Consider the following 23,250-nt stretch of genomic DNA (forward strand, 5'->3'; position numbering starts at 1 on the left):
TGGACGTGTGCCGGCCTGGGGCTCATAGCTCCAGGCCGGCACGCTTTCCGGGCTCCCGCCTCAAGTCGCTGTCAGCGCTGCCGTTATACTGGCAACAACGGGCGGACTGCATGACGACACGCAGCGCCACGCTGCGAACCAGGCGAGCTCGAAAGGTTGTAGACCCTACATGAGTGAAATCAACAGTCTCGGCGCACAAACCGCGATCAGCCCCCAGGCCATCAAGGCGGGCATGACCGGCGAACTGCTGCGCCTGACGCAACCGCAGCCCGGCTTGATGGCCCCCGGCGAGACCGCGCAGGCCGAGGTCATGTCGTTGCGCCAGGTGGGCCAGGACTTTCAGCTGGTGCTGCGGCTGATGCAGGCCAACGGCACCCAGACCCAGCTGCAAGCCAGCGCCAGCCAGCCCCTGCCCCAGGGTAGCCAGGTTACGGTCAGCCAGACCGAAAGCAACCGCCTGGCGATCATGCTGCAGCAGGCCAGCGCCAGCCAGGTCGCCACCCTCACTCAGCTGGACACCAGCAAGGTGCCGGTCGGCACCCTGCTGCAGGGCAAGGTCCTGACCAACCAGGCGCTGGCCCAGGCGCCCGGCCAGCCCGCCGTCTACCGGGCGCTGGTCAGCCTGCTGAACAGTGCCCAGGCCGGCGCAACCCTGAGCGTGGAAAGCCCGCGACCGCTGGCCGTCGGTAGCCTGCTCAGCGCGCTGGTGCAGGGCGACCAGTCGCTGCGTTTCGTACCGCTCAGCGGCCGCCAGGACCAGCTCAGCATTGCCCAACAGCTGCTGACCCAGCAAAACCGCCAGGCTTCGCTGCCCGGCCTGCTCAATGCCTTGCAACAGGTGGCCCACGACCCGGGCGCCGATGGCGAACTGCGAGCCAGCGCCGAACGCCTGCTGGCGGGCCTGCCAGAAGCCCGGCAACTGGGTGATGCCAAGGCAGTGGCCCAAGCCCTGAACAACAGCGGTACCTTTCTCGAAGCCAAACTGCTGGGCGGTCTCCCGGCCAGCGTCGCCACCGACCTCAAGGCGCACTTGCTGCGGCTGATCACCGTCGCGCCGGCCAGCATACCCGGGGCGCCCAACCTGGCGCTCGCCAGCCTGGCCGTAACCATGCCGGCCCTGGCCCGCAGCGCGCTGGGCATGCTCGAACGGGTCAGCCCCAAGCCGCAGCCGGGCGCATTCCCGCTGCCGTCGCGCCTGCTCAAGGCCATGGAAGACGAAGGCGACCTGCAACAACTGCTGCGCCTGGCCGCCGCTGCCGTGTCGCGCCTGCAAAGCCACGCCATGAGCAGCCTGCAACAAACCGGTACCCTGGAAAACGGCAACCTGCAGACCACCTGGCAAACCGAAGTGCCGATCCGTCACGGCCAGGAGTTCATCCCGTTGCAGGTCAAGCTGCAACGCGAGGAAACGCCACAACAGCAAGCCGACCGCCAGCAGGAATCAGCCGACCCGCTGCAAGCCCTGTGGCGTATCGAGCTGGCTTTCGACCTCTCGCCCCTTGGCCCGGTGCAGGTCCAGGCACAACTGAGCCAAGGCCGCCTGGGTGGCCAGCTTTGGGCGGAACGCGAGGCGACAGCCCGGCTGATCGACAGCCAGCTCGGCAGCTTGCGCGAACGCCTGTTGGCGCGGGGCCTGGATGTGGGTGATCTGGAATGCCATCCTGGTATCCGCCACAAGGCCCGCGTACGCGGGTTGAACAACGCTGGGTGGATGAGAACGCATGACGCACCAACCTGCACGGCAGGCGATTGCCCTGTTCTACGACGGGCAGCAAGCCCCTACCCTCACCGCCAAGGGCGACGATGCGCTGGCCGAGGTCATCCTGGCATTGGCCCGCGAGCACGAGGTGCCGATCTACGAAAATGCCGAGCTGGTGCGCCTGCTGGCGCGCCTGGAGCTGGGGGACCAGATACCGGAGGCGCTGTACCTGACCATTGCCGAAATCATCGCCTTTGCCTGGCACCTGCGGGGCAAAGTGCCTGCGGGCTTCGATGACGAACCTGCCGCCCCAGGGCCTACCCCACCGCTGCTCGGAAGGCTGCCCGGAGGCGAAGGCGCCTGACCGCCATGGTATCCATGCAAATTGCCTTTTTGCGCCATGTTGGTAACGTGCCGTTCAAGGTCAGGCGCTTGGCGATGTAAGGAATACTGTAATGCGTACCATCTGGTTCTTGCTGCTCCCGGGCACCCACATCCTTGATCTAGGCGGCCCGCTACAAATCATGGCGAGCCTCGAAGAACTCCAGCTGGCACCGGTCAACGTACGTTGCATAGCCGCCAGACAACAGGTCAGCAGTTTTCAGGGCGTGACACTGAGTGGCCTGCACCAGTTGCCTGAGCGGCTCGCACCGCAGGACTTGCTGTTCGTGGTGGGCAACAAGCTCTCTGCGACACCCGCCGAAACAGCGATATTGACCGCCACCGCCCTGTGGCTGGCGAAGGTGGTCAGGCAAACGCCGGATATAAAGCTGTGCTCCATATGCACCGGTGCGTTCCTGCTGGGCGAAGCTGGCTTGCTGGATGGCCGACAGTGCACCACGCACCATCGTTACGTCGATTTGCTTCGAATGCGCTACCCAGCAGCCAAGGTGCTGGAGAACCGCCTGTTCGTCGAGGACGATGGCGTGTTCACCTCGGCAGGCGTGTCCAGCGGAACTGACCTGGCACTGCACATCGTCAGCCTGGAATTTGGCAAGGTCGTGGCCAACCAGGTGGCGCAGGAGCTGGTCATCTACCGGCGCCGCGCTGGCGAAGATGTGCAGCTGCGCGCGGCAGACCTGGCGCGCAATCACATCCACCCGTTGGTGCATGCGGCCCAGGACTACATCGATGCACACCTGGGCACCCACTTCAGCTTCGAACAACTGGCCAGCCAGTTCAATGTCAGCTACCGGCACCTGGCGCGACTGTTCCGCGACAATACCGGTCAAACGCTGCAGAGCTACCTGCGCACCCAACGCCTCGACCTGGCCCGTGAGCTTTTGCGCAGCAGCCACCTCAACGTGGAACAGATTGCCGAACGTTGCGGCTACGGCAGCAGCCATGCCTTTCGCTTGGCATGGCGCCAGGAAATGCCGCAACCGCCCCTGCAGTTTCGCCACGCTCTCGCCCACGAGCGCGCCTAGATTTCGACTGCTACCGCTCGCTTATCGCAGTCGGGGCGAAGCTTTCGGTGAAAAACTTCACCACGGCCTGGCGCGAAGCGTCGCGCGCCGCCGGGTCAGGTGCCGAACGCCCCACGCCGCCCTGACCACGGTGCAGGAACGGGTCCTGATACTCCTGGGCGGCCTCCAGCCCGTTGAAACCGTGCTCTGCGCCGGGGTAAACCAGCACCTGCGCACGCGCCTGATCTTCGCTGGGCAGGTTTGAAATCAGCGCCGGGCAGGCACGCGGGTCATCGTCATACTGGTCGTTTTCGCCTACCAGCACCAGCAAGCGAGCCGGGGCCAGATGCTTGAAGGTATAACCTGGCACATGGTTGTAACCCCAGCACACGGGGTAAAACGCTGCCATCGAGATGGGGCGAATACCTGAGGCTTGCTCCAGCTCGTCGTTGATGGGCGCAGAGGCGGCGAGCATGGCCTGTACGCCCCCCCAGGAAAACCCGAGCACTCCCACGCGCTGGCCGTCGACGCCAGGCTGCTTGGCCAGGTAAGCCAGGGCGCCTGCCAGGTCCGGCAGGGTATCGTGCACGCGTGGCGGCCGCCCTTGTGCACCGCCAGTGAGCCTGCGCGCGCCCCACATGTCCAACTCCAGCGTTGCGATGCCGCGGGCATTGAGGTCACCGCCATGCAAGGGACCACGCGAATCCATACCCGCCGAGCCATGCAGGATGATCACAGCCGGTACCGGGCCCGCGGCCTTGGCCGGCAACGACAACACCGCCGGAACCCGAATCGGTATCGCCTTGCCGGCGGATGGCAGTGGCTGACTATAGAAAGAGACGAGCCGTTTGCTGACCGTGGCAACGGTGCCGCTATTGGTGGCAGCGACCTCAGCCCGAGCCGTTGCGAACTGAAGGGCACAGCCCAGCACCAAGCTGATGGTCATTACTTTGAACATCTGGTTACCCCTGAACGTCATGAGCGGGTGTTGAACCGGCACCCGATATAGAAAATTGGCGGCGCCCGGCATCAGCCACACATCGCCATTACTGCCAGGCCGTCGACATGCCATTGGGGGAATGCCAACGGGTCGAGCATCGCCATGCCCGCCATCACGCAACTCGCCAGCGCGAAAGCCACGGCATAGAAACGCACTTCCTTCGCGCAGGCCGTGCCATACACCGCGATCAATGCAAGGATCTGCACGCCCACGGCGAACACGCCAATGCCGAATCCTGAAGCGAGCAGTTCAGCCATTGAATACCGCGTTCCGGTTATGGCCGATCGGCGCTGCCATGGATGTTTGCAAGGACACGGCCTGGAAAGCCTGTTGCAGGTCGGCCTTGATATCGTCCACACGCTCCAGTCCGACGCACAACCTGATCAAACCATCCGAGATACCCGCCTGATGCCGCGCCTGTGCGTCCAGCCGCCCGTGTGTAGTTGTAGCTGGATGCGTGACCATGCTGCGGGTGTCGCCAATGTTGGTACAGCGCGCCACGCAACGCAGTTGGTCAATCCATTGCCAAGCTGCGGCCTGGCCCCCGACGATCTCGAAAGCCAACAGTCCGCCATGGCCGTCCTGCTGGCGGCATGCCAATGCATGCTGGGGGTGGTGCTCCAGGCCGGTGTAATGCACCGCGGTCACCAGCTCCTGATGGCTAAGCCAGCGGGCCAGCTCGAAGGCGCTCTGCTGTGCCCGCATCATCCTGACTTCGAGGGTTTCCAGGCTTTTGAGCAGCAGCCAGGCGTTGAACGGGCTGCAAGAAATGCCCAAGGTACGCAGAACACCCCGCAACACCTGCATCAGGCTTTGCGACCCCGTCACGACGCCCGCCAATGCACGCCCTTGGCCATCCATGTACTTGCCAGCGGAGTGGATGACCAAATCCGCTCCCAGTGTGTGTGGCCGCTGAAAAACCGGGGTCAGCAAGGTGTTGTCCACCACCAGCAACGCCCCTTTTTCATGTGCCAGCGAGCTTACCGCGCGGATATCACCGATTTTCAGCAGCGGATTGGAGGGCGACTCCAACACCACCAGACGGGTCCTGCCGTCGATTGCCGACTTCCACTGCGCCAGGTCTGTCAAATCGACGAACCGGGCCTCGATCCCGAAACGGGCCATGTAGTAGCTGAAGGCATTGACGGTAGTGCCGAACACGTCACGGCTGCAGACGATGTTGTCGCCTTGCTGGAGAAAGGCGTGACAAAGCGCGGTGAAAGCGCCCATGCCGGAAGCGAACGCCACTGCGCTTTCAGCGTTTTCCAACGCTGCCACACGGCTTTCAAACGCTTGAACGGTCGGGTTGGTGAAGCGGCTGTATACATTGCCCTGCTGTTGCCCGCTGAAGCGCTCGCAAGCCTCTTTCGCTGAAGCGAAGGTGTAGGCGGACGTCATGGCCAACGGCTCGCAGAACACATCGGTCAGGTCGCTGACCCGGTTAGCATGCAGTGCCCCAGTTGCATTGAAATCAGTTGCGTTGAAATCATCCAGGCCAATCACGGTCGATTGCATGGTTTTGCGCCTCCTTGTTTGCATTGAACAATGCGCAATTGATTGGTGGACTATTCAGGTTCAGCGAGTTGAGCAGCCAGGGTTTCGCTTGATGGGCGAACCGCTATCAGCCACAACGATGCCAGGGCAGCCACCGCCGTGGCCGTGGCCAGGCCGGCCAAGGTCAGCTGATAGCTTTGATGCCGGTCGAAATCCAGTGCGCCCAGCTGCGTGGCCACCAACGCGCCAAGTTGATGTACCAGGAACAGCATCCCGAACACCTTGCCTTTGATTTCGGCGCCATACAGCGCGAAGCAGAAGGCAGATGTGAGCACCACCGTTCCAAGGTAACTGGCGCCAAACAGCACAGCGAACACGTACGTTCCGAGGGGCCCGGGCGTGGTCAGCAGCACGATGACCGCAGCGGTTCGCAGCAGGTAAAACATCATCAGCAGCAGGCCCTTGTTGTAGCGGGTAGCCAACCAACCCGCGAGCAGGCCGCTGACCAGCTCCAGCACACCTAACAGGCTCAGGCCGCTGGCCTGCACCGAACTGGGCAGCGCCTCACCCTGCCAGAACGACACCAGATGAACATCGATGAACGCCATGGTGGCACCACAACTGGCGAAACTGAGGGCCAGCACGAAGAAGCGCGGGTCACGCAGCAGAAACATCACCGGATGCCTGACCTTTGCCGCCTGCGGGTCGGGCTTCAACGGCACGGTGCGGGATACCCAATACAGCGCCAGGCTCAAAGGCACCAGAAAGATCAGGCCAACCCAGGAGAACACCGACTGCCAGGGCACGCTCTGCTGCAGCATGATCCACAACGGCGACAGCACGATGAAGCCAATGGAGGTGCCGTTGGTGACGAATGCGAAAGCGAAGGCCTTGAACCGTTCAGCGACCAGGCGATCGACCAGAATACCCATGGGTACATAGGTCATCGCAGCGAGGGCAAAGGCGCCGAGCAGGCCGTACAACAGGGTGAACACCAGCAGGTGCGTGCCTGCGAATGTCACGCCCAGCAGCACCACCCCGCCGCTGACACTGCCCAGGGCCACCGTGCTCAAGGGCCCAACCCTGTCGCTCAGCCACCCCACCACGGGCGATACCAGGCCAATGGTCAGGACGAACAGCGATCCTGCGGTAGCCAAGGCTGCGCGCCCCTCGCCAAAGTGGGAGGCCAGGTCGACGAAGTAGACTTGGTACAACCCCTTCAAGGCGCTGGACAGAAACATCACCACGAAGCCGACGACCAGCACCGAGACGATCAAGGTAGAGCTGAATTTCTGTTTCATGGCCAATCCTTATCGTGTGGGCATTACACCGCCTCGGCTTGCGGAGCTCGGCAATACGCCTGGTACATGTTTTCGTACATCGCGTAGAACAGCTGGCAGGTGTGGTCTACAGCCTGCAACGCCTCTTCTTGCATCTGCGCCGTGCTGCACAACTGCGAGACAAGGTCCAAGCCTTCATTGACGTGGCCCACGTCTTCCTTCTGGTGCACCGAGAAGAACAGCAAGTCTTGTTCGGCCAGGCCATAGGCACGCCCCAGCAACACATGCCGTGCATCTCCAGCGACGGTCTCGAGGTTTTGCCCTTCGCTGGCGATCATCACTGCTGCCGCACCAATGTGATAACGCGCCGGGTCACGTACCGCCTGCAGGCGGAAATCGATCAGTTCCCAGGTGGCTGGCAGCGGCTGCTCGGCATCACGCTCGGCATCGCTGATGCCGAGCGCCCTCAGGAAATTCTGCATGAGCACGACATGGTTGTCGGTGCGGGAAAGCCGGCCGGTTTCTTCTTCGAAACAATTGGTGATCAGTGCCCGCTTGTGGGCAGGCAACGGGCAATGAAAGAACAAGTGCTCGACATAGGTCAGGAAGTACTTGGTGAGCTGATAGCCTTGCAACGCGACCTTGCGCAGCAGCGGCCTGTTGCCCTCAGGCGCAAGCAGTTCCTTGAATATCGGGTGGGACAGGGTCAGATGGTGGTGCAGTTTCTGCTCCAGCTGATCGCGAAAGGCTGCAGTAGATAAGGCCATTCAGGGTGTTCCTTGGGTGAGAGAGACAGGTGCCGTTGACTGCGATGGCCACAGGCAGAGTCGACGAAGGGCAACTCAGTCCAGGTTGAGTCGCAGCGCAAGGCTTTCCACGGGCTGGGCCATGTAATGGCCGCGATGCTTCACGCCATCGACACGTGCGTAGTCGTCCAGCACGCCGTAGGTCTGGAAGCCGAAGGTTTGCCATAACCGGTGTGCACGGGTGCCCTCGCGTACATCCAGGGTCAACAGCTCGATACCTTGGGCCTGGCACAGGCGCACGACTTCGCTGAAAGCCCGTGCCACCAGGCCGGTCCCGCGATAGGCCGGGTGCACCACGCCCTTGCTCAGGTCGGCAATATGCCGGCAGTTCGGCATGCTGCTGCGCGAAACAATGACCAGGCAGGCCGGCCCCGCCATTGCCTGGCCGAGCAGGACATGGGTATTGCCGCCATGGATGCGCTCTTGCAACGAGGCCGTGAATTCGACGCTCTGCCCGGCAGACATCTCATGCTCGTAACCCAGAACACCGCCATCGCCAACCGTGCTGTTGATCAGTTGCATGATGGCCGGCGCGGTATCGCTGTCGGCCTGACGCAACCACTGCAACTGTGGCTCGCCAGGGGCCACCTGCTTTGAAGAGAGGGTGTTCATTGCGTAAATCCCTTGTGCGTACAAGCTGGGATTTAAACGTTTAAGTGCGATGCCGGGTAAGAAGGGAACCGGACAGGAAGCGGAAGGATAGTGACATCCACGACCAAAATGCCATCAGCACCCGAGGGCCAGGGGGTGACGAGATCGGCCAGGCGCCGTACCGACATATCTACCACCGTCTTTTCGTGCCCCTGCTTCAACCTTGCCGGCTTCATCTCAGCGCAAGGTACCCCCATGCATTCGACTCGCATCAACGTGATGGGCACGCATTACGTTATAGACCACCTCGGCCATGTGCCTCGCCCCGATCGTGAAGCCAACCGCGCCATCCGCCAATGGCTCGCAAAGCAAGGCCATGACCTGGACCCGGACCAGCTCGACGTCGTTACCCTTCACTATTGCCCGGACGGCGCAGGTGGCCATCTGGCCGCAATCAGCCAGCGCACCAGCCTGACTCAGGCACTGCTGGGCAACTGGCAGGGTGAGTCTGCCAGTGACATGTTCGGCAAGCTGCTGCAAGCACCGTGGGCCGGTGCGTTACCCGCAGGCCCGATACGATTGGTGGGAACCCTCCCGCAACCCGTCTTCAATCACTACGGGGCGCCCTTCGAAGTATTCAACGGCCTATTTCGGCGCACTACCCCGCAACGCTACGACGCTTCCACCCATTTGCCGGTAAGCGCCGAAGCCTTCCAGCAGTTCATCAGCAACCTGGACTTCCAGCAGCCTTTCAAGGCGGCGCTGGATGTGTACTGGCGTGACCATCTGCACAGTCACAGGCTGGCGCTGAAGCTCAACTTCATCGCAGCCTGCAACAGACAGGTCAGCGAGGGCAGCCTCAGCGAGCCTGCACGGCAACTGGTCTGGCAAGCGGCCGGGCTGATGCCACGGCGTAACAGGCTGCGATGCAGTACCTTGAGCATCTACGGCTATGCAGCGACCGACCTGCTGTACCTGAACGACCCCGCCACCGACCTGACGGTGCTGTACGTACCTGGCAACAGCTCACCGTTGCTGACGTTCAGCAGCGAACGAGAATTGAAGGCCTGGGTCGGCGAACAATGCAAAGACCCGAACAAACGCCAGGCCCTGAAACAGCATTTTCGCCTGGCAGATTGCCCGCAAGGCCTCGACTTCAGCGGCCTGGACACTGCCATGGAGGGGCTGGGCGCCTACCCTGAACGGCACCTGCTGCCTCCCGAACACGGCTATTTCAACGACGACGGCACCTGGCCGCCGCAGACCTATGTCAACTATCGACCTACCAGGTACAACCCAAGGATCAAGGGCGACCTTTTCCAGGCATTGGCCGAGCGCCAGCGTCAGCGCAGCTACGACGACGCCGCGTTTCTGATCACGGCTGACAGCGAAGTCATCAAGGCCAGGTGGCGTGGCTACCTGGCCACTACGCTCAACCTGCTGGCGCCACTGTGCCTGGTGGTACCCGGCCTGGGGCCGCTGCTGGCCATCGGTGGCATCGCCCAGCTTGGCCTGGGGCTCGACCAGGCAATCAACGGCAAGTCACTGCAGCAACAGCAAGAAGGTATCGGCAACATCACCTGGGGCCTGTTCAACGCCTTGCCCCTGGCAGCAGGCGCTGCCGCAAGGGGCAAGGCACTGTTCGAATTCAAGGTCGAGGGTTTCGCGCCGCCGACGCGGCTGAATGAACAGATCGGCTACCCTCTGAGCCCACTCTCGCCACCGCGCTTTCCCGAGCCCGAGGGCGCAAGCTACTTCCATATCACCGACCCGATAGAGCCACTGCCTGACTGTGACCAGGCGGTTGCCGACGCAGTCATTCGTACGCCCCAGTACGATGGTGAGCCAGACACCCTGGCAGCGAACATCAAGGGCTACAACGCCAGAATGATCTACGACATGGAGCGGGATGTTTTCATTCGGGCCGAAGACCTGAACCAGGTCGACCCTGTAGGCTTCGTGGCGGTACCCGACAGCCGGAACCTGAGCCCCGCGCCGCAAGGGCGCGTGGTTACCCATGCAATGCGCAACCGCACCCTGCGGGCGCTGGGCGTGGACCTGCCATTGCCGCTACAGGTACCTGCCAGAGCGCCGGGCAGTTGGCCAATACCCAAACGCATCTCCTGCATCTGGGTCGGTGACCGGGTCATCGGCCCGGAGCTGCTGGCCAATCTGGGCCAGAACGCAGCGCAGTTGCAAGACAGCGAATACAGCATACGGTTGTTCCTTTCCAGCACTGCCCGGCACGCCTATGCCGAAAACCTGGAGCTGCTGGCCAGTCATGCTCCGGGCTTGCAAGTTCTGCCGCTGGAGGAGCAGGCCTTCTTCAGGGCTTTTCGACAAAGCAGATACTACGCGCAGTACGACGCTGCCCTGGATGGCAACGGCGGCGTTGCCAGCAACTATGCATCGGCATGCGATGTGCTGCGCTACCCGATGCTGCACCACGAAGGTGGCTTGTACATGGATGTCGATGACACCTTGCTCGCGCCAGGCGAGTACTCATTGATCATCGACGGGCAACCGGTAGGTCCCGCCGGTGAACCCATCGATCAGGTCGAACTGAGCACGGACGCCACAGGGCTGCTGCTGGTACCGCCCATGTCCAATGAAAAGATGAGCATGAACAGCCTCTACAATTCCAGCCTTATCGGCAGCCACCCCGGCAACCCCACGCTGGAGGCCATTTCCGAAGAGATGTGCGCACGCTACCAGCTCAATCGCGACTTCTACGACAGCAAGCCCAGCCTGGCTGAAGACCCGGGGAATTTCTATGAGTATGCCAGGCGCCTGAGCTACCTCACCGGCCCTGCCCTGCTCAGCGACGTGGTCGATCGGCAACTGCCGAGCCTGCGCATCCTGCGACAGCTCACCAATCTCTATGGGATGCCGCGCATCAATGCCTACCGGTTCGTCGATCTGCCACGCATGCGCGATTCCGTGCGTACGCTCCTGCCCCTGAACCGCTTCGCCACTGTCGGTGGCAACCATTCCTGGAGCCGAACATGAACCCGCGCCAACCTGTGGTCGGCGCAGCCGGCCAAGACTACGTCAAGGCAATGCTGGGTTCCGTGCCTCGCCCTGACCGCAGTGCCAGTGCAGCCATCCGCGAATGGGCCAGCCAGCAGCGGCTGGACGTGGAACCCGACAACACGCTTGCAGTGACCTTGCATTGCAAATTCGTTCCCAAGCGGGGCTGGCTGGCCAAGATCGTCCAACAAATGAGCCTGACCGAAGCGCTACTTGGCAACTGGCAGCAAAGCGGCTACTCCAAGGTTGCCGAGCAAACCGCGCAGTTGCTGCTAAGAGGCGGGACGGCCACCGTCGACCTGCTTGGTGTACTGCCAGAGCTTTCCCTGCCACACGGTCGAGCGCCCTGGGCCCAGGCCTTCAGCAATGGTCAGGTGACGATCGTCGATGAATTGCCAGGAAGTGGCCTGGACCACGACATCGATGTGCACACCAAATTCCATGGCCTTTTCCGCCAGACCGCACCCATGCGCTACGACGCCAGCACTTATGTGCAGTTCGACGCCGCGACCTTCCAGTCCTTCATCTGGCAACTCGACTTCCAGGGTGTATTCAAACGCCAGCTCGATGACTTCTGGGCCCATGCCGCCAGCCAGTACAGCGTCAGCGCGTGCATCGCATTCCTCGCTGCCTGCAACCGGCAGGCATTGCGGGGCAACCTCAGTGAACAGGGGCGCAGCCTGGCGTGGCGGGCGGCAGGCGTGGAACGCTGGCACCACGGCGCCAGCCTCAGTGCCAACGGGGTAGACGCCAGGCTGCTGAACATCAATGGCTACCCATCAAGCGACATCCTTTGCCTGAGCGATATGCGCAGCCGCCTGACCTTGCTGTACCTACCGGGCAATGCGGCGCCGTTGCATGAGTTCGCCAACCCGGGCGCGATGCGTGCGTGGCTTGCCAGGCAGTGCCGCGACGCCGACAAACGGGCGGCCCTGCTTGCCCACTTCCGGGCCTGCGATATTCCGGACAGGATTGGCCGGTCGGGGTTGCGTCGGGTACTTCAGGGCATGGGCGATTTCCCACCCCGCCAGATCATCCTGCCTGCAACCAGCGTGTATCGCCTGGCCAGGGTATGGAACCCGCATACCCTGATCAACTACAAGGCGGACACCTTCAGCCCGCGCATCGAATACAACCTGTTCGAGGCATTTACGGTGGCACAACGTCAACGCAGCCAGGCTGACGCCGACTTCCTGATCACGCGGGACAGTGAAGTGACCAAGGCCGCATGGCGCCGCTATTTCTACCTGACCATGAACCTCGCCGCACCGTTTCTGCTGGTGGTCCCCGGACTGCTACCGCTGGCTGCTGTGGCGGGGGTCGCCCAATTTACAGTGGGCTTGGACCAGGCGCTGCACGCCAAGGATCCGGACCAACAGCTCGAAGGCGCCGAGCAAGCCGTGTTCGGTCTGCTGAACGCAGCCCCGGGGCTGGCGCGCGGGGTCAAGGCGACCAAGGCGCTGTTCGGCCGACGCCCTATTGGCTTCATCAAACCGGTGAGGCTCAACGGCCGCACAGGCTACCCGCTGAGCCCGGTTTCGCCGCCGCGCTGGCCTGGGCCTGCGATGACACCCTATTTCCAGGACTTGGCAGTAGCGGGTGACCAAGTGGCCACCACCTTGCCCGGCGCGGACTCACACGTTGCCCGCTGCGTAACGCGGCGCAAGGCATTCGGCACAGGTGACGAACTGATCGGCGATGCGGGGAATGGCCCACACCCGCTGTACTACGACGCCCGACAGGACAGTTTCGTGCTCAAGTACCCCAACGGCACACGCGGCGCCCAGCACTATGTGGCCAGCGCCGATCCGCTGCAGTCCTCGATCAGCCGACTGCTGCCCGATACGGACCCGTTGCGGGAAATCAGCCCGACATCGCGCTCGCGCACGCTGCGGGCACTGGGTATCGATCTGCAGCTGCCCGTCGACCTCGATGCACTGGGGACTGCACCAGGCATACCCGTCCCCAGACAGGTATTACACATCTGGCTGGGTGACAGGATGATCGCCGGTGATTACCTGGCTGCGCTCGACAACAACGTGCAGGCACTGCGCAACAGCGATTTCACGCTCAAACTCTACCTGTCCAACGCCAACCCTCAGGCATTCGAACGTAACATGACCCTGCTGCAGCCCCGCATCGACAGGGGATTGAAGGTTGCAGTACTGGAGCAGCAGACTTTCTATCATCAATTCGCGGCAAGTGAATACTTCGACCAGTACCAGGCTGCGCTGGAAGGGAATGGCGGTGTGGCGAGCAACTTCTCCTCGGCCTCGGACATCTTGCGCTACCGCGTCCTGCACAGCGAAGGCGGCATCTACCTGGATATTGACGACCATCTGCTGGTCGAGCCGGACGCAACCGGGCAGCTGCGGGCAAAGATCGACAGCGTACCGCTCACCACGCCCCTCGACGGGCTGCTGTTGAGGAGCCCGGTGTGCAATGCGCAATTGGGCATGTATACAAGCTACAACACCAGCATGATTGGTAGCCGCGCTGGTAATCCGGTGCTGAACGCCATTTCCGACGAGATCCTGGCGCGCTACCTCACCCCGGAGGGCCAGGCGTTCTACAAAGTCCCCAAACCTCCGCGACAGCATGCGGCGGCATTCCAGGCCTATACCGAAAGACTCAACAGACTAACCGGGCCCGCGGTGCTCAACCATGTGATCGACCAACGTCTACCTGAGCTCTACACCTTCAGGCAGGTGGCGGACCTGGCAAACATGCACACCCTGAACTACGACGCGCTGCTGGATGAAGCAGCACAACGGCGTGCAGAGCTGCGGTTGCTACCCCTGGAAGAGGTCGCAATGGCCGGAAACGCTCAGGGTTACTGACGGCCGGACGGGCTTGCGCGGCCGCTGTGCCTGGGGCCGCACAAGACTCATGGCAATCAGTTGCCGCGATGCAGCTTGCTCATCAGCTCTGCCTCGGCCTGGGTCAGGCCGCAGCTTTCGGTCAGCTCGGCCACGCTGGCGCCCATGCCCACCAGCTTGGCCGCCTGGGTGAAGGTGACGTTGTGCGGGTCGCGCTGTTCCAGTTGCTGGATCTTGTCGGGCAGCGGCGCAACCGCCACGCGCAAGTCATGCAGCGCCTCGCCCATGCGCACGGTACCGTTCTGGTAATCATCCAGGCGCTTGGCCAGGTCCTTGATGCGCTGGTCACGCAGCGCGTCACCCGCTGCCTGCTGCGCAGCCAGCTCGCGCTGGCGCTTGCTGTAGTTGAGGAAAAACCACAGGCTCAGCGCCCAGACCAGCGCCAGGAAGATGACAGCAACCTCGAGGATCAACTCAGATGTTCTCCAGCTCGGACCACTCTTCCTCGGTCATCATCTTGTCCAGCTCGACCAGGATCAGCAGTTCGCCGTTCTTGTTGCACACGCCCTGGATGAACTTGGCCGACTCTTCGTTACCCACGTTCGGCGCGGTCTCGATCTCGGACTGGCGCAGGTAGACCACCTCGGCCACGCTGTCGACCAGGATACCGACCACTTGCTTGTCGGCCTCGATGATGACGATACGGGTGTTGTCGGTGACTTCAGTCGGCATAAGGCCAAAGCGCTGGCGGGTGTCGATCACGGTCACCACGTTGCCGCGCAGGTTGATGATGCCCAGCACGTAGCTTGGTGCACCCGGCACCGGGGCGATCTCGGTGTAGCGCAACACTTCCTGCACCTGCATCACGTTGATGCCGTAGGACTCATTGTCCAGACGGAAGGTAACCCATTGCAGGATCGGATCTTCGGAACCTTGTGCAGACGACTTTTTCATTCCCCTACCCTCAAAATCCGCCATAGGCGGTGTGTTCGGTGTCATTTCTGTTTGGCGTGCATCTGCTTGACCGCACCACTGGCGATCAGCTCGGCCAGTGCAGCGACGTCGAGCAGCGCACACATGTGTTCAATAACCGTGCCGGCCAGCCACGGGCGCTGGCCACGCTGGCTGCGCCACTTGATCTCGGACGGGTCCAGGCGCAGCGAGCGGCTGACCTGGTGTACGGCCAGCCCCCATTCGTAGCCCTGCACGGAAATCACGTACTGCAGGCCCTGGCGAAAATCATCGCGGTAGCGATCGGGCATCACCCAGCGCGCGGTGTCCAGCACCTTCAGGTTGCCGGCCTGGCAGGTCAGGATGCCGAGAAACCAATCCGGCTGGCCGAATAGTGGTGTCAGTTCCTGGCCGGCCAGGGTGTAGATCGAGCCCAGGCACACCAGCGGCACCGCCAGGGTCAGGCCCGCCACGTCGAACAGCAGGCATTCGAACGGCTCGGCGGCCCAGACCGGGCGGCCATCGACCGTGGCCGGGGGCACGGGTACCTGCGGCGCCGGCAGGTGTACGTCCACCAGCGGCACGGCCGCCTCCACGGTCTGCTCCTCGACCAGCACCGGGATGCTGGCCTCGGCCACCACCTCGCGCTCGACCACCGTCACTACCGGTGCCTCCACCGGCATCACCTGTGGCAGCACCGCCAGCCTGGGCTCGGCGAACGGCCGTGGTGCGGGGCTGACGGTTGCTTCGGCTGACGCCGGCCTGGCTTGCTGCAAGGCATCACGCACCTGCTCTTCGCGCACCGCTTCGGCGAACTCGTCCGCCGCCGCTGGCGCCTCGAACAGGTCTTCGGCTTCGGTGGCTTCCTGCAGCAGGCCGTCGAGGTACGACTGTAGGGCCATCTGTGGCCGCGTACTGGTTTGCCGGGTCTGGGTCATCAGGCCACCTGCGCTGCAGTCTTGTAGGTCAGCAGGTGCTTGAGCAGCGCCCTGTAGGCAACCAGCCCGCGGCTCTTGCTGTCGAATTGCGAGGGCGTGACGCCCTTGCGGCTGGCATCGCGCAGGCGCGTATCCACCGGGATGTAGCCCTGCCACACATGCTGGCCGTAGGTGTCACGCAGCAGCTTGAGCGTGGCCAGCGAGGCCTGGGTGCGGCGGTCGAACAAGGTCGGCACTATCTGGTACGGCAGCGCCTGCTTGCGCGAGCGGTTGACCATGGCCAGGGTCCCGACCATGCGCTCCAGGCCCTTGACCGCGAGAAATTCGGTTTGCACCGGAATCACCAGCTGCTGGCTGGCTGCCAGGGCATTGACCATCAGCACACCGAGCAAGGGTGGGCTGTCGATCAGGGCATAGTCGAAATCCTGCCACAGCTGCGCCAGACTCTTGGCGATTACCAGGCCCAGGCCGTTCTGCCCCGGTGACTGGCGCTCCAGCACTGCCAGCGCGGTACTCGACGGCAACAGCGAGATGCGTTCGTCACTGGTGGGCAGCAGCAGTTGCCCCGGTAGGCCCTCGGGCACCGCGCCCTTGTGCAGGAACAGGTCGTAGCAGCTGTGCTCCAGGGCATCGGGGTTGTGCCCGAAATAGCTGGTCATCGAGCCGTGCGGGTCGAGGTCGACGACGACCACGCGCTTGCCGGCCTCGGCCAGCAGGCCGGCCAGGGCGATGGTAGTGGTGGTCTTGCCGACGCCACCTTTTTGATTGGCTACTGCCCAGACTCTCATCAAGCAAACTCTATCTATTGATTTGGCAGGGACACTGCTGGGGCAACTGTCTTGCTCAACATCGGAAAGCTGGCGCGATCAGTGTAGGAGCGGGTTTACCCGCGAACACCGGCGCAGCCGGTGCCATGCACCGTGTCACCTTCTTCGCGGGTGAACCCGCTCCCACAGAGGACCGCTACATTCAACTACTTGGCAGCGTCGGGGAATTGACGAATCACTGCCCCGCCACCGTTGCTGGCGTTGCCGGTGCACTTTGTGTGCCAGCCCGGCGCAATGCAGCATCCGGCGTGGCATTGGCACTGCCCGAGCCAGTCAGGCTGCGGCGCACTTCGAGGTTGCGCGAAATCACCAGCACCACGCGGCGATTGCGCGCACGGCCTTCGGCAGTGTCGTTGCTGGCAACCGGCTGGTACTCGCCATAGCCGACCGAGGCCATGCGTGCCGGGTTGACCCCTTCCATGGCCAGCAGGCGCACGATGCTTGCCGCCCGAGCCGAAGACAACTCCCAGTTGGTCGGGTACTGCGCAGTGCGGATCGGCAAGTTATCGGTAAAGCCTTCGACGTGAACCGGGTTGGCGAACGGCTTGAGAATGCCGGCCACTTTCTCGATGATCGCAAATGCCTTGTCGCTGGGCATGGCATCGCCGCTGCCGAACAGCAACGAGGAATTGAGCTCGATCTCGATCCACAGTTCATTGCCGCGCACAGTCATCTGGTCGCTCTTGATCAGGTCGCCAAAGGCATCGCGCACGTCATCGCTGATGGTTTTCAGCGGGTCAATACTGGTCGCCCCAAGGCCCGCATCGGTCTGCTCGCTGTCCTTCACCAACGGCTCGGCCGGGCGCACGCTCAGCGGCCGCTCTTCACCGATGGGGATCGGCTTCATGCTGCGCTCGGGGTCGTTGAACACCCCGAGCAAGGCCTGGGAAATGACCTTGTACTTGCCCTCGTTGATCGAGGAAATCGAGTACATCACCACGAAAAAGGCGAACAGCAGAGTAATGAAGTCGGCGTACGACACCAGCCAGCGTTCGTGGTTTTCGTGCTCCTCGGTATGACGACGGCGACGCATGGGTTACTCCATGAAGCCTTGCAGCTTCAGCTCGATCGAGCGCGGGTTCTCACCCTCGGCAATCGACAGCAGGCCCTCGAGCAGCATCTCGCGGTAGCGCGACTGGCGCATGACGATGGCCTTGAGCTTGCTGGCGATCGGCAGCAGCACCAGGTTGGCGCTGGCCACGCCGTAGATGGTCGCGACAAAGGCCACGGCAATGCCGTTGCCCAACTGCGACGGGTCGGCCAGGTTGCCCATCACGTGAATCAGGCCCATCACCGCACCGATGATGCCGATTGTCGGCGCGTAGCCGCCCATGCTCTCGAACACCTTCGCGGCCTGGATATCACGGCTTTCCTGGGTCAGGAAGTCGACTTCGAGGATGCTGCGGATGGCCTCCGGCTCGGCACCATCCACCAGCAGCTGCAGGCCCTTGCGCGCATAAGGGTCAGGCTCGCTGTCAGCCACCCCTTCCAGGCCCAGCAGGCCTTCCTTGCGCGCGGTCAGGCTCCAGTTGACGACGCGGTCGATCCCGCCCGCCAGGTCGACCCGTGGCGGAAACAGGATCCAGCGCAGAATCTGCAAGGCACGCTTGAACGACGACAGCGGCGACTGCAGCAAGGCCGCCGCCAGGGTGCCGCCCAGCACGATCAGTGCCGCCGGGCCATTGATCAGGGCGCCGACATGGCCGCCTTCGAGGAAGTTGCCACCGACGATGGCGACAAACGCGAGGATCAGGCCGATCAGGCTGAGCACGTCCATCAGACGCACGCCTCCACCAGGTGCTTGCCGATTTCGTCCAGGCTGTACACCGCGTCGGCCAGGTTGGCCTTGACGATGGCCATGGGCATGCCATAGATCACGCAGCTGGCTTCATCCTGGGCCCAGACCGTGCTGCCGCCCTGCTTGAGCAGGCGCGCCCCTTCACGACCATCGGCACCCATGCCGGTAAGCACCACCGACAGCACCTTGTCGCCATACGACTTGGCCGCCGAGCCGAAGGTGATGTCCACGCACGGTTTGTAGTTCAGACGCTCGTCACCGGGCAGGATTTTCACCGCGCCACGGCCGTCGATCATCATCTGCTTGCCACCTGGGGCCAGCAGGGCCAGGCCCGGGCGCAGCATGTCGCCGTCCTCGGCTTCCTTGACGCTGATGCGGCACAGCTTGTCCAGGCGCTCGGCAAAGGCCTTGGTGAACGCCGCCGGCATGTGCTGGATCAGTACGATCGGCGCCGGGAAGTTGGCCGGCAGCTGGGTCAGCACCCGCTGCAGGGCGACCGGGCCGCCCGTGGAGGTACCGATGGCCACCAGTTTGTATGGCTTGCGCTTGGGTGCCGGCGAATGCGCTGGCGCCGCTGCCGGGGCCGCTGCACGGGCAGGCGCAGGCGTGCGCGCCGCTGCCGGGCTGGCGAAACTGCTGGCAGCTGCGTGACCGCTGCCTGCTGGCGCGGGTACGGGTGCGGCAACCGGCGCATGGCTGGCGTAGCTGCCAAAACGGCGGTTGCTGCGGGAAATGGTATGCACCTTCTCGCACAGCAGTTGCTTGACCTTGTCGGGGTTGCGCGAGATGTCCTCGAAGTTCTTCGGCAGGTAATCCACCGCACCGGCATCCAGCGCATCGAGGGTGACACGGGCGCCTTCATGGGTCAGCGACGAGAACATCAACACCGGCGTCGGGCAGCGCTGCATGATGTGCCGCACCGCGGTGATGCCGTCCATCATGGGCATTTCGTAGTCCATGGTGATGACATCGGGCTTCAGCGCCAGCGCCTGGTCGATTGCTTCCTTGCCGTTGGTCGCGGTACCCACTACCTGGATCGTCGGATCCGCCGAGAGGATTTCCGAGACGCGGCGGCGGAAGAAACCGGAATCATCCACCACCAGGACCTTGACTGCCATAAACACTCCATTAGGCGGCGCAACCCGCCAGGGTGCGCCACCGAAATCAAATACGCCGCGCGGCGTAACGCTTGAGCATGCTCGGGACGTCGAGAATCAACGCGATGCGACCGTCGCCGGTGATGGTGGCCCCGGACATGCCCGGGGTGCCCTGCAGCATCTTGCCCAGCGGCTTGATTACCACTTCTTCCTGGCCAACCAGTTGATCGACGACAAAGCCGATGCGCTGGGTGCCGACCGACAGGATCACCACGTGGCCCTCGTGCTGCTCTTCGTGCACCTGGCCCTGGACCAGCCAGCGCTTGAGGTAGAACAGCGGCAGCGCCTTGTCGCGTACGATCACCACTTCCTGGCCGTCGACCACGTTGGTGCGCGACAGGTCGAGGTGGAAAATCTCGTTGACGTTGACCAGCGGGAAGGCAAACGCCTGGTTGCCCAGCATCACCATCAGGGTGGGCATGATCGCCAGGGTCAGCGGCACTTTGATGACGATCTTCGAGCCTTGGCCCTTGGCCGAGAAGATGTTGATCGAGCCGTTGAGCTGGGAGATCTTGGTCTTCACCACGTCCATGCCCACACCACGACCGGACACGTCGGAAATCTCGGTCTTGGTCGAGAAGCCCGGGGCGAAGATCAGGTTGTAGCAGTCCGACTCGCTCAGGCGCTCGGCGGCATCCTTGTCCATCAGGCCCTTTTCCACGGCCTTGGCGCGCAGGATGTTAGGGTCCATGCCCTTGCCGTCGTCGGAGATCGACAGCAGGATGTGGTCGCCTTCCTGCTCGGCCGACAGCACCACGCGGCCGGTACGCGCCTTGCCGGAGGCTTCACGCTCCTCGGGCATCTCCACGCCATGGTCGACGGCATTGCGCACCAGGTGCACCAACGGGTCGGCCAGGGCCTCGACCAGGTTCTTGTCGAGGTCGGTCTCTTCGCCGACCAGCTCCAGGTTGATTTCTTTCTTGAGCTGGCGGGCCAGGTCACGCACCAGGCGCGGGAAGCGGCCGAAGACTTTCTTGATCGGCTGCATGCGGGTTTTCATCACCGCGGTCTGCAGGTCGGCGGTGACCACGTCGAGGTTGGACACGGCCTTGGACATGGCCTCGTCACCGCTGTTAAGGCCCAGGCGCACCAGACGGTTACGCACCAGCACCAGTTCGCCGACCATGTTCATGATCTCGTCCAGGCGCGCGGTATCGACCCGCACAGTGGTTTCCGCTTCGCTGGCGCCATGCTTGTCGGCGGCCGGGGCAGGGGCGCGGGGTGCTGCAGCAGGTTTGCTGGCAGGCGCAGGAGCCGGGGCAGCAGCTGCTGCTGGCTTGGCCACGGGCTGGCTGTCGGCCTTGGCCGCTGCCGGCGCTTGCACCTTGGTTGCAGCCGGGGCTTCGACGGCGGCCACGTCGCCGCCAAACTTGCCTTTGCCGTGCAACTGGTCCAGCAGCGCCTCGAACTCGTGCTCGCTGATTTCATCGCTGGCTGCACTGGTGTCAGTTGCAGCAGGCGCCGGCGCCTTGGCAGCGGGCAAGGCATCGGCCTGGAAGGTACCCTTGCCATGCAACTGGTCCAGCAGTGATTCGAATTCGGCGTCGGTAATTTCGTCGCTGGCCACTTCCGGCGCGCTGGCAACCGGCTGCGCGGCAACCTCGGCGCTGAACTGGCCTTTGCCGTGCAACTGGTCGAGCAGCGACTCGAACTCGGCGTCGGTGATTTCGTCACCTTCACCGCTCACGGTCTCGCCCTGCATCTGCTCGTCGGCCGCAGCTTGCGCCTTGACCGCATCGAGCGAATCGAGCAGCTGTTCGAACTCGCTGTCGGTGATGTCCTGCTCCTCGGCAGGCGCTTCGGCAACCGGTGCCGGTGCTGCGGCGGCAGGCGCTTCAACGGCCACGGCGCCCCCCGGCTCGGCCAGGCGCGACAGCGCCGCCAAAAGCTCGGGGGTAGCCGGGGTCACTTCGGTGCGCTCGCGCACCTGGCCAAACATGCTGTTGACCGTATCCAGTGCCTCGAGCACCACATCCATCAGTTCCGCGTCGACCCGGCGCTCACCTTTGCGCAGGACATCGAACACGTTCTCGGCGATATGGCAGCACTCCACCAGCTCGTTCAGCTGAAGGAAGCCGGCGCCCCCTTTTACAGTGTGGAAACCGCGAAAGATCGCATTGAGCAGGTCGGCATCGTCGGGCCGGCTTTCCAGCTCGACCAGTTGCTCGGACAGTTGCTCAAGAATTTCGCCGGCTTCTACCAGGAAATCCTGGAGGATTTCTTCATCGGCGCCGAAGCTCATCAAACGTGCTCCTTAAAAACCCAGGCTGGACAGCAGATCATCGACATCGTCCTGACCGGACACAACGTCTTCACGCTTATCGGCATGAATCTGCGGACCTTCACCCCGAGTCGGATGTTTTTCTCGATCTTTTTCTGCGCGCAGCTGATCGTGGTCATGCTGGATGCCCGCGAAGCGGTCGACCTGGCTGGCCATCAGCACCAGTTTGAGCAGGTTGCTTTCCACCTCGGTGACCAGGGTGGTGACGCGCTTGATCACCTGGCCGGTCAGGTCCTGATAGTCCTGGGCCAGCAGAATGTCGTTGAGGTGCCCGGCGACCTTGCGGTTGCCCTCGGCGCTGTGCGTCAGGAAACTGTCGATGCGTTTGACCAGGTCACGGAACTCCGGCGCAGCCACTTCACGGCGCATGAAACGCTGCCAGTCGGCGCTCAGTGCATGTGCCTCGCTGGCCAAATCGTTGAGCACCGGGGTGCTTTCCTCGACCAGGTCCATGGTGCGGTTGGCCGCGCCCTCGGTAAGCCTGACCACGTAAGACAGGCGCTCGGTGGCGTCGGTAATCTGCGACACCCCCTCGGCCTGCGGCATGGTCGGGTCGATCTGGAAACTGACGATGGCACTGTGCAGCTCGCGGGTCAGCTTGCCGACTTCCTGGTACAGGCCGCGGTCGCGGGTCTGGTTCAGCTCATGAATCAGCTGCACCGCCTCGCCGAAACGGCCCCGCTCCAGGCTTTCGACCAGCTCCTGGGCATGCTTCTTCAGGGTCGATTCGAACTCGCCCAAAGACGTTTGTGATGAATCCATGGCGCGCCCCCTGACGTGACTCAGCCGTTGACGCGTTCGAAGATCTTCTCGATCTTTTCTTTGAGCACCTGGGCGGTGAACGGCTTGACCACGTAACCATTGACGCCGGCCTGGGCCGCTTCGATGATCTGGTCGCGCTTGGCTTCGGCGGTCACCATCAGTACCGGCATGCTCTTCAGCTTGTCGCTGGCACGCACTTTACGCAGCAGGTCGATGCCGGACATGCCAGGCATGTTCCAGTCGGTCACCAGGAAGTCGTAGTGGCCGTTCTCCAGCATCGGCAGCGCCGTGGTGCCGTCATCGGCTTCTTCGGTGTTGGTGAAGCCCAGGTCACGCAACAGGTTCTTGATGATCCGCCGCATCGTCGAAAAGTCGTCAACGATGAGGATTTTCATGTCTTTGTTCAAGTAG

The 23,250-nt window shown here is 63.0% G+C and carries 20 protein-coding genes and 1 pseudogene; 5 read left to right on the forward strand and 16 right to left on the reverse strand.

All coding sequences use genetic code 11. From position 1 onward, the window contains the following. Positions 1–169: 169 nt before the first annotated feature. From AB5975_01350 to AB5975_01360, 3 genes and pseudogenes are all read left to right on the forward strand, one after another. Positions 170–1,725: pseudogene (locus AB5975_01350) on the forward strand (flagellar hook-length control protein FliK). Continuing rightward, on the forward strand, positions 1,722–2,063 hold the full coding sequence (locus AB5975_01355) for an EscU/YscU/HrcU family type III secretion system export apparatus switch protein (protein ID XDR20637.1): 342 nt from the start codon (positions 1,722–1,724) through the stop codon (positions 2,061–2,063). The pseudogene AB5975_01350 and the gene AB5975_01355 overlap by 4 nt, the downstream one beginning before the upstream one ends. Positions 2,064–2,154: 91 nt before the next feature. After that, positions 2,155–3,126 carry a GlxA family transcriptional regulator gene (locus AB5975_01360; GenBank protein ID XDR20638.1) on the forward strand — a complete coding sequence of 324 codons (972 nt, stop codon included), beginning with the start codon at positions 2,155–2,157 and terminating at the stop codon, positions 3,124–3,126. A gap of 10 nt (positions 3,127–3,136) precedes the next feature. Here the strand turns inward: AB5975_01360 and AB5975_01365 are convergent, their stop codons facing one another. From AB5975_01365 to AB5975_01390, 6 genes are all read right to left on the reverse strand, one after another. Next, positions 3,137–4,063, reverse strand: coding sequence for a dienelactone hydrolase family protein (locus tag AB5975_01365; GenBank protein XDR20639.1), 927 nt, complete (start codon positions 4,061–4,063; stop codon positions 3,137–3,139). A gap of 71 nt (positions 4,064–4,134) precedes the next feature. Next, positions 4,135–4,362, reverse strand: coding sequence for a hypothetical protein (locus tag AB5975_01370; protein ID XDR20640.1), 228 nt, complete (start codon positions 4,360–4,362; stop codon positions 4,135–4,137). Next, entirely contained in the window at positions 4,355–5,620 is a 1,266-nt protein-coding gene (locus tag AB5975_01375) for an aminotransferase class I/II-fold pyridoxal phosphate-dependent enzyme (GenBank protein ID XDR20641.1), read from the reverse strand. Before AB5975_01375 ends, AB5975_01370 begins: the two co-directional genes overlap by 8 nt. A gap of 50 nt (positions 5,621–5,670) precedes the next feature. Beyond that, positions 5,671–6,900: an MFS transporter gene (locus AB5975_01380; GenBank protein ID XDR20642.1), complete on the reverse strand. Its 1,230-nt coding sequence runs from the start codon at positions 6,898–6,900 to the stop codon at positions 5,671–5,673. A gap of 23 nt (positions 6,901–6,923) precedes the next feature. Further along, on the reverse strand, positions 6,924–7,646 hold the full coding sequence (locus AB5975_01385; protein XDR20643.1) for a TenA family transcriptional regulator: 723 nt from the start codon (positions 7,644–7,646) through the stop codon (positions 6,924–6,926). A 75-nt stretch (positions 7,647–7,721) separates the two neighbouring features. Beyond that, positions 7,722–8,297 (reverse strand): GNAT family N-acetyltransferase, encoded by a 576-nt coding sequence (locus tag AB5975_01390; GenBank protein ID XDR20644.1) that lies wholly within the window; start codon positions 8,295–8,297, stop codon positions 7,722–7,724. 234 nt (positions 8,298–8,531) lie between these two features. On the opposite strand from AB5975_01390, the gene AB5975_01395 reads away from it, so the two are divergent. Next, positions 8,532–11,285 carry a DUF6543 domain-containing protein gene (locus AB5975_01395; GenBank protein XDR20645.1) on the forward strand — a complete coding sequence of 918 codons (2,754 nt, stop codon included), beginning with the start codon at positions 8,532–8,534 and terminating at the stop codon, positions 11,283–11,285. Then, a complete protein-coding gene (locus AB5975_01400; protein ID XDR20646.1) occupies positions 11,282–14,146 on the forward strand; it encodes a DUF6543 domain-containing protein in 2,865 nt (954 codons plus the stop codon). The genes AB5975_01395 and AB5975_01400 overlap by 4 nt, the downstream gene beginning before the upstream one ends. Before the next feature lie 56 nt (positions 14,147–14,202). Here AB5975_01400 and AB5975_01405 read toward each other — a convergent pair whose 3' ends face one another. From AB5975_01405 to AB5975_01450, 10 genes are all read right to left on the reverse strand, one after another. After that, on the reverse strand, positions 14,203–14,598 hold the full coding sequence (locus AB5975_01405) for a DUF2802 domain-containing protein (GenBank protein ID XDR20647.1): 396 nt from the start codon (positions 14,596–14,598) through the stop codon (positions 14,203–14,205). Between the two features lies 1 nt (position 14,599). After that, entirely contained in the window at positions 14,600–15,079 is a 480-nt protein-coding gene (locus AB5975_01410; GenBank protein XDR20648.1) for a chemotaxis protein CheW, read from the reverse strand. Positions 15,080–15,120: 41 nt separating this feature from the next. Then, positions 15,121–16,014: a CheW domain-containing protein gene (locus AB5975_01415; GenBank protein XDR20649.1), complete on the reverse strand. Its 894-nt coding sequence runs from the start codon at positions 16,012–16,014 to the stop codon at positions 15,121–15,123. Then, positions 16,014–16,802, reverse strand: coding sequence for a ParA family protein (locus AB5975_01420; GenBank protein ID XDR20650.1), 789 nt, complete (start codon positions 16,800–16,802; stop codon positions 16,014–16,016). The genes AB5975_01415 and AB5975_01420 overlap by 1 nt, the downstream gene beginning before the upstream one ends. A 214-nt stretch (positions 16,803–17,016) precedes the next feature. Beyond that, positions 17,017–17,874 (reverse strand): flagellar motor protein MotD, encoded by an 858-nt coding sequence (gene motD, locus AB5975_01425; GenBank protein ID XDR20651.1) that lies wholly within the window; start codon positions 17,872–17,874, stop codon positions 17,017–17,019. Between the two features lie 3 nt (positions 17,875–17,877). Further along, on the reverse strand, positions 17,878–18,618 hold the full coding sequence (locus tag AB5975_01430; GenBank protein XDR20652.1) for a flagellar motor protein: 741 nt from the start codon (positions 18,616–18,618) through the stop codon (positions 17,878–17,880). After that, positions 18,618–19,757, reverse strand: a complete 1,140-nt coding sequence (locus tag AB5975_01435) for a chemotaxis response regulator protein-glutamate methylesterase (GenBank protein XDR20653.1) — start codon at positions 19,755–19,757, stop codon at positions 18,618–18,620. The genes AB5975_01430 and AB5975_01435 overlap by 1 nt, the downstream gene beginning before the upstream one ends. A 46-nt stretch (positions 19,758–19,803) precedes the next feature. Beyond that, entirely contained in the window at positions 19,804–22,038 is a 2,235-nt protein-coding gene (locus tag AB5975_01440) for a chemotaxis protein CheA (GenBank protein ID XDR20654.1), read from the reverse strand. Positions 22,039–22,050: 12 nt separating this feature from the next. Further along, the gene (locus AB5975_01445; protein XDR20655.1) at positions 22,051–22,839 is read right to left on the reverse strand and encodes a protein phosphatase CheZ; all 789 of its coding nucleotides are present in this window, start codon (positions 22,837–22,839) and stop codon (positions 22,051–22,053) included. Positions 22,840–22,859: 20 nt separating this feature from the next. Continuing rightward, positions 22,860–23,234 (reverse strand): chemotaxis response regulator CheY, encoded by a 375-nt coding sequence (locus AB5975_01450; protein XDR20656.1) that lies wholly within the window; start codon positions 23,232–23,234, stop codon positions 22,860–22,862. Positions 23,235–23,250 lie beyond the last annotated feature (16 nt).

This window comes from Pseudomonas putida (assembly GCA_041071465.1).
GTDB classification, from domain to species: domain Bacteria; phylum Pseudomonadota; class Gammaproteobacteria; order Pseudomonadales; family Pseudomonadaceae; genus Aquipseudomonas; species Aquipseudomonas putida_P.

Coding starts and splice junctions, on each gene's coding strand:
- AB5975_01355 (XDR20637.1), top strand. CDS start 1,722: ATGACGCACCAACCTGCACGGCAGGCGATTGCCCTGTTCTACGACGGG.
- AB5975_01360 (XDR20638.1), top strand. CDS start 2,155: ATGCGTACCATCTGGTTCTTGCTGCTCCCGGGCACCCACATCCTTGAT.
- AB5975_01365 (XDR20639.1), bottom strand. CDS start 4,063: ATGTTCAAAGTAATGACCATCAGCTTGGTGCTGGGCTGTGCCCTTCAG.
- AB5975_01370 (XDR20640.1), bottom strand. CDS start 4,362: ATGGCTGAACTGCTCGCTTCAGGATTCGGCATTGGCGTGTTCGCCGTG.
- AB5975_01375 (XDR20641.1), bottom strand. CDS start 5,620: ATGCAATCGACCGTGATTGGCCTGGATGATTTCAACGCAACTGATTTC.
- AB5975_01380 (XDR20642.1), bottom strand. CDS start 6,900: ATGAAACAGAAATTCAGCTCTACCTTGATCGTCTCGGTGCTGGTCGTC.
- AB5975_01385 (XDR20643.1), bottom strand. CDS start 7,646: ATGGCCTTATCTACTGCAGCCTTTCGCGATCAGCTGGAGCAGAAACTG.
- AB5975_01390 (XDR20644.1), bottom strand. CDS start 8,297: ATGAACACCCTCTCTTCAAAGCAGGTGGCCCCTGGCGAGCCACAGTTG.
- AB5975_01395 (XDR20645.1), top strand. CDS start 8,532: ATGCATTCGACTCGCATCAACGTGATGGGCACGCATTACGTTATAGAC.
- AB5975_01400 (XDR20646.1), top strand. CDS start 11,282: ATGAACCCGCGCCAACCTGTGGTCGGCGCAGCCGGCCAAGACTACGTC.
- AB5975_01410 (XDR20648.1), bottom strand. CDS start 15,079: ATGAAAAAGTCGTCTGCACAAGGTTCCGAAGATCCGATCCTGCAATGG.
- AB5975_01415 (XDR20649.1), bottom strand. CDS start 16,014: ATGACCCAGACCCGGCAAACCAGTACGCGGCCACAGATGGCCCTACAG.
- AB5975_01420 (XDR20650.1), bottom strand. CDS start 16,802: ATGAGAGTCTGGGCAGTAGCCAATCAAAAAGGTGGCGTCGGCAAGACC.
- motD (XDR20651.1), bottom strand. CDS start 17,874: ATGCGTCGCCGTCGTCATACCGAGGAGCACGAAAACCACGAACGCTGG.
- AB5975_01430 (XDR20652.1), bottom strand. CDS start 18,618: ATGGACGTGCTCAGCCTGATCGGCCTGATCCTCGCGTTTGTCGCCATC.
- AB5975_01435 (XDR20653.1), bottom strand. CDS start 19,757: ATGGCAGTCAAGGTCCTGGTGGTGGATGATTCCGGTTTCTTCCGCCGC.
- AB5975_01440 (XDR20654.1), bottom strand. CDS start 22,038: ATGAGCTTCGGCGCCGATGAAGAAATCCTCCAGGATTTCCTGGTAGAA.
- AB5975_01445 (XDR20655.1), bottom strand. CDS start 22,839: ATGGATTCATCACAAACGTCTTTGGGCGAGTTCGAATCGACCCTGAAG.
- AB5975_01450 (XDR20656.1), bottom strand. CDS start 23,234: ATGAAAATCCTCATCGTTGACGACTTTTCGACGATGCGGCGGATCATC.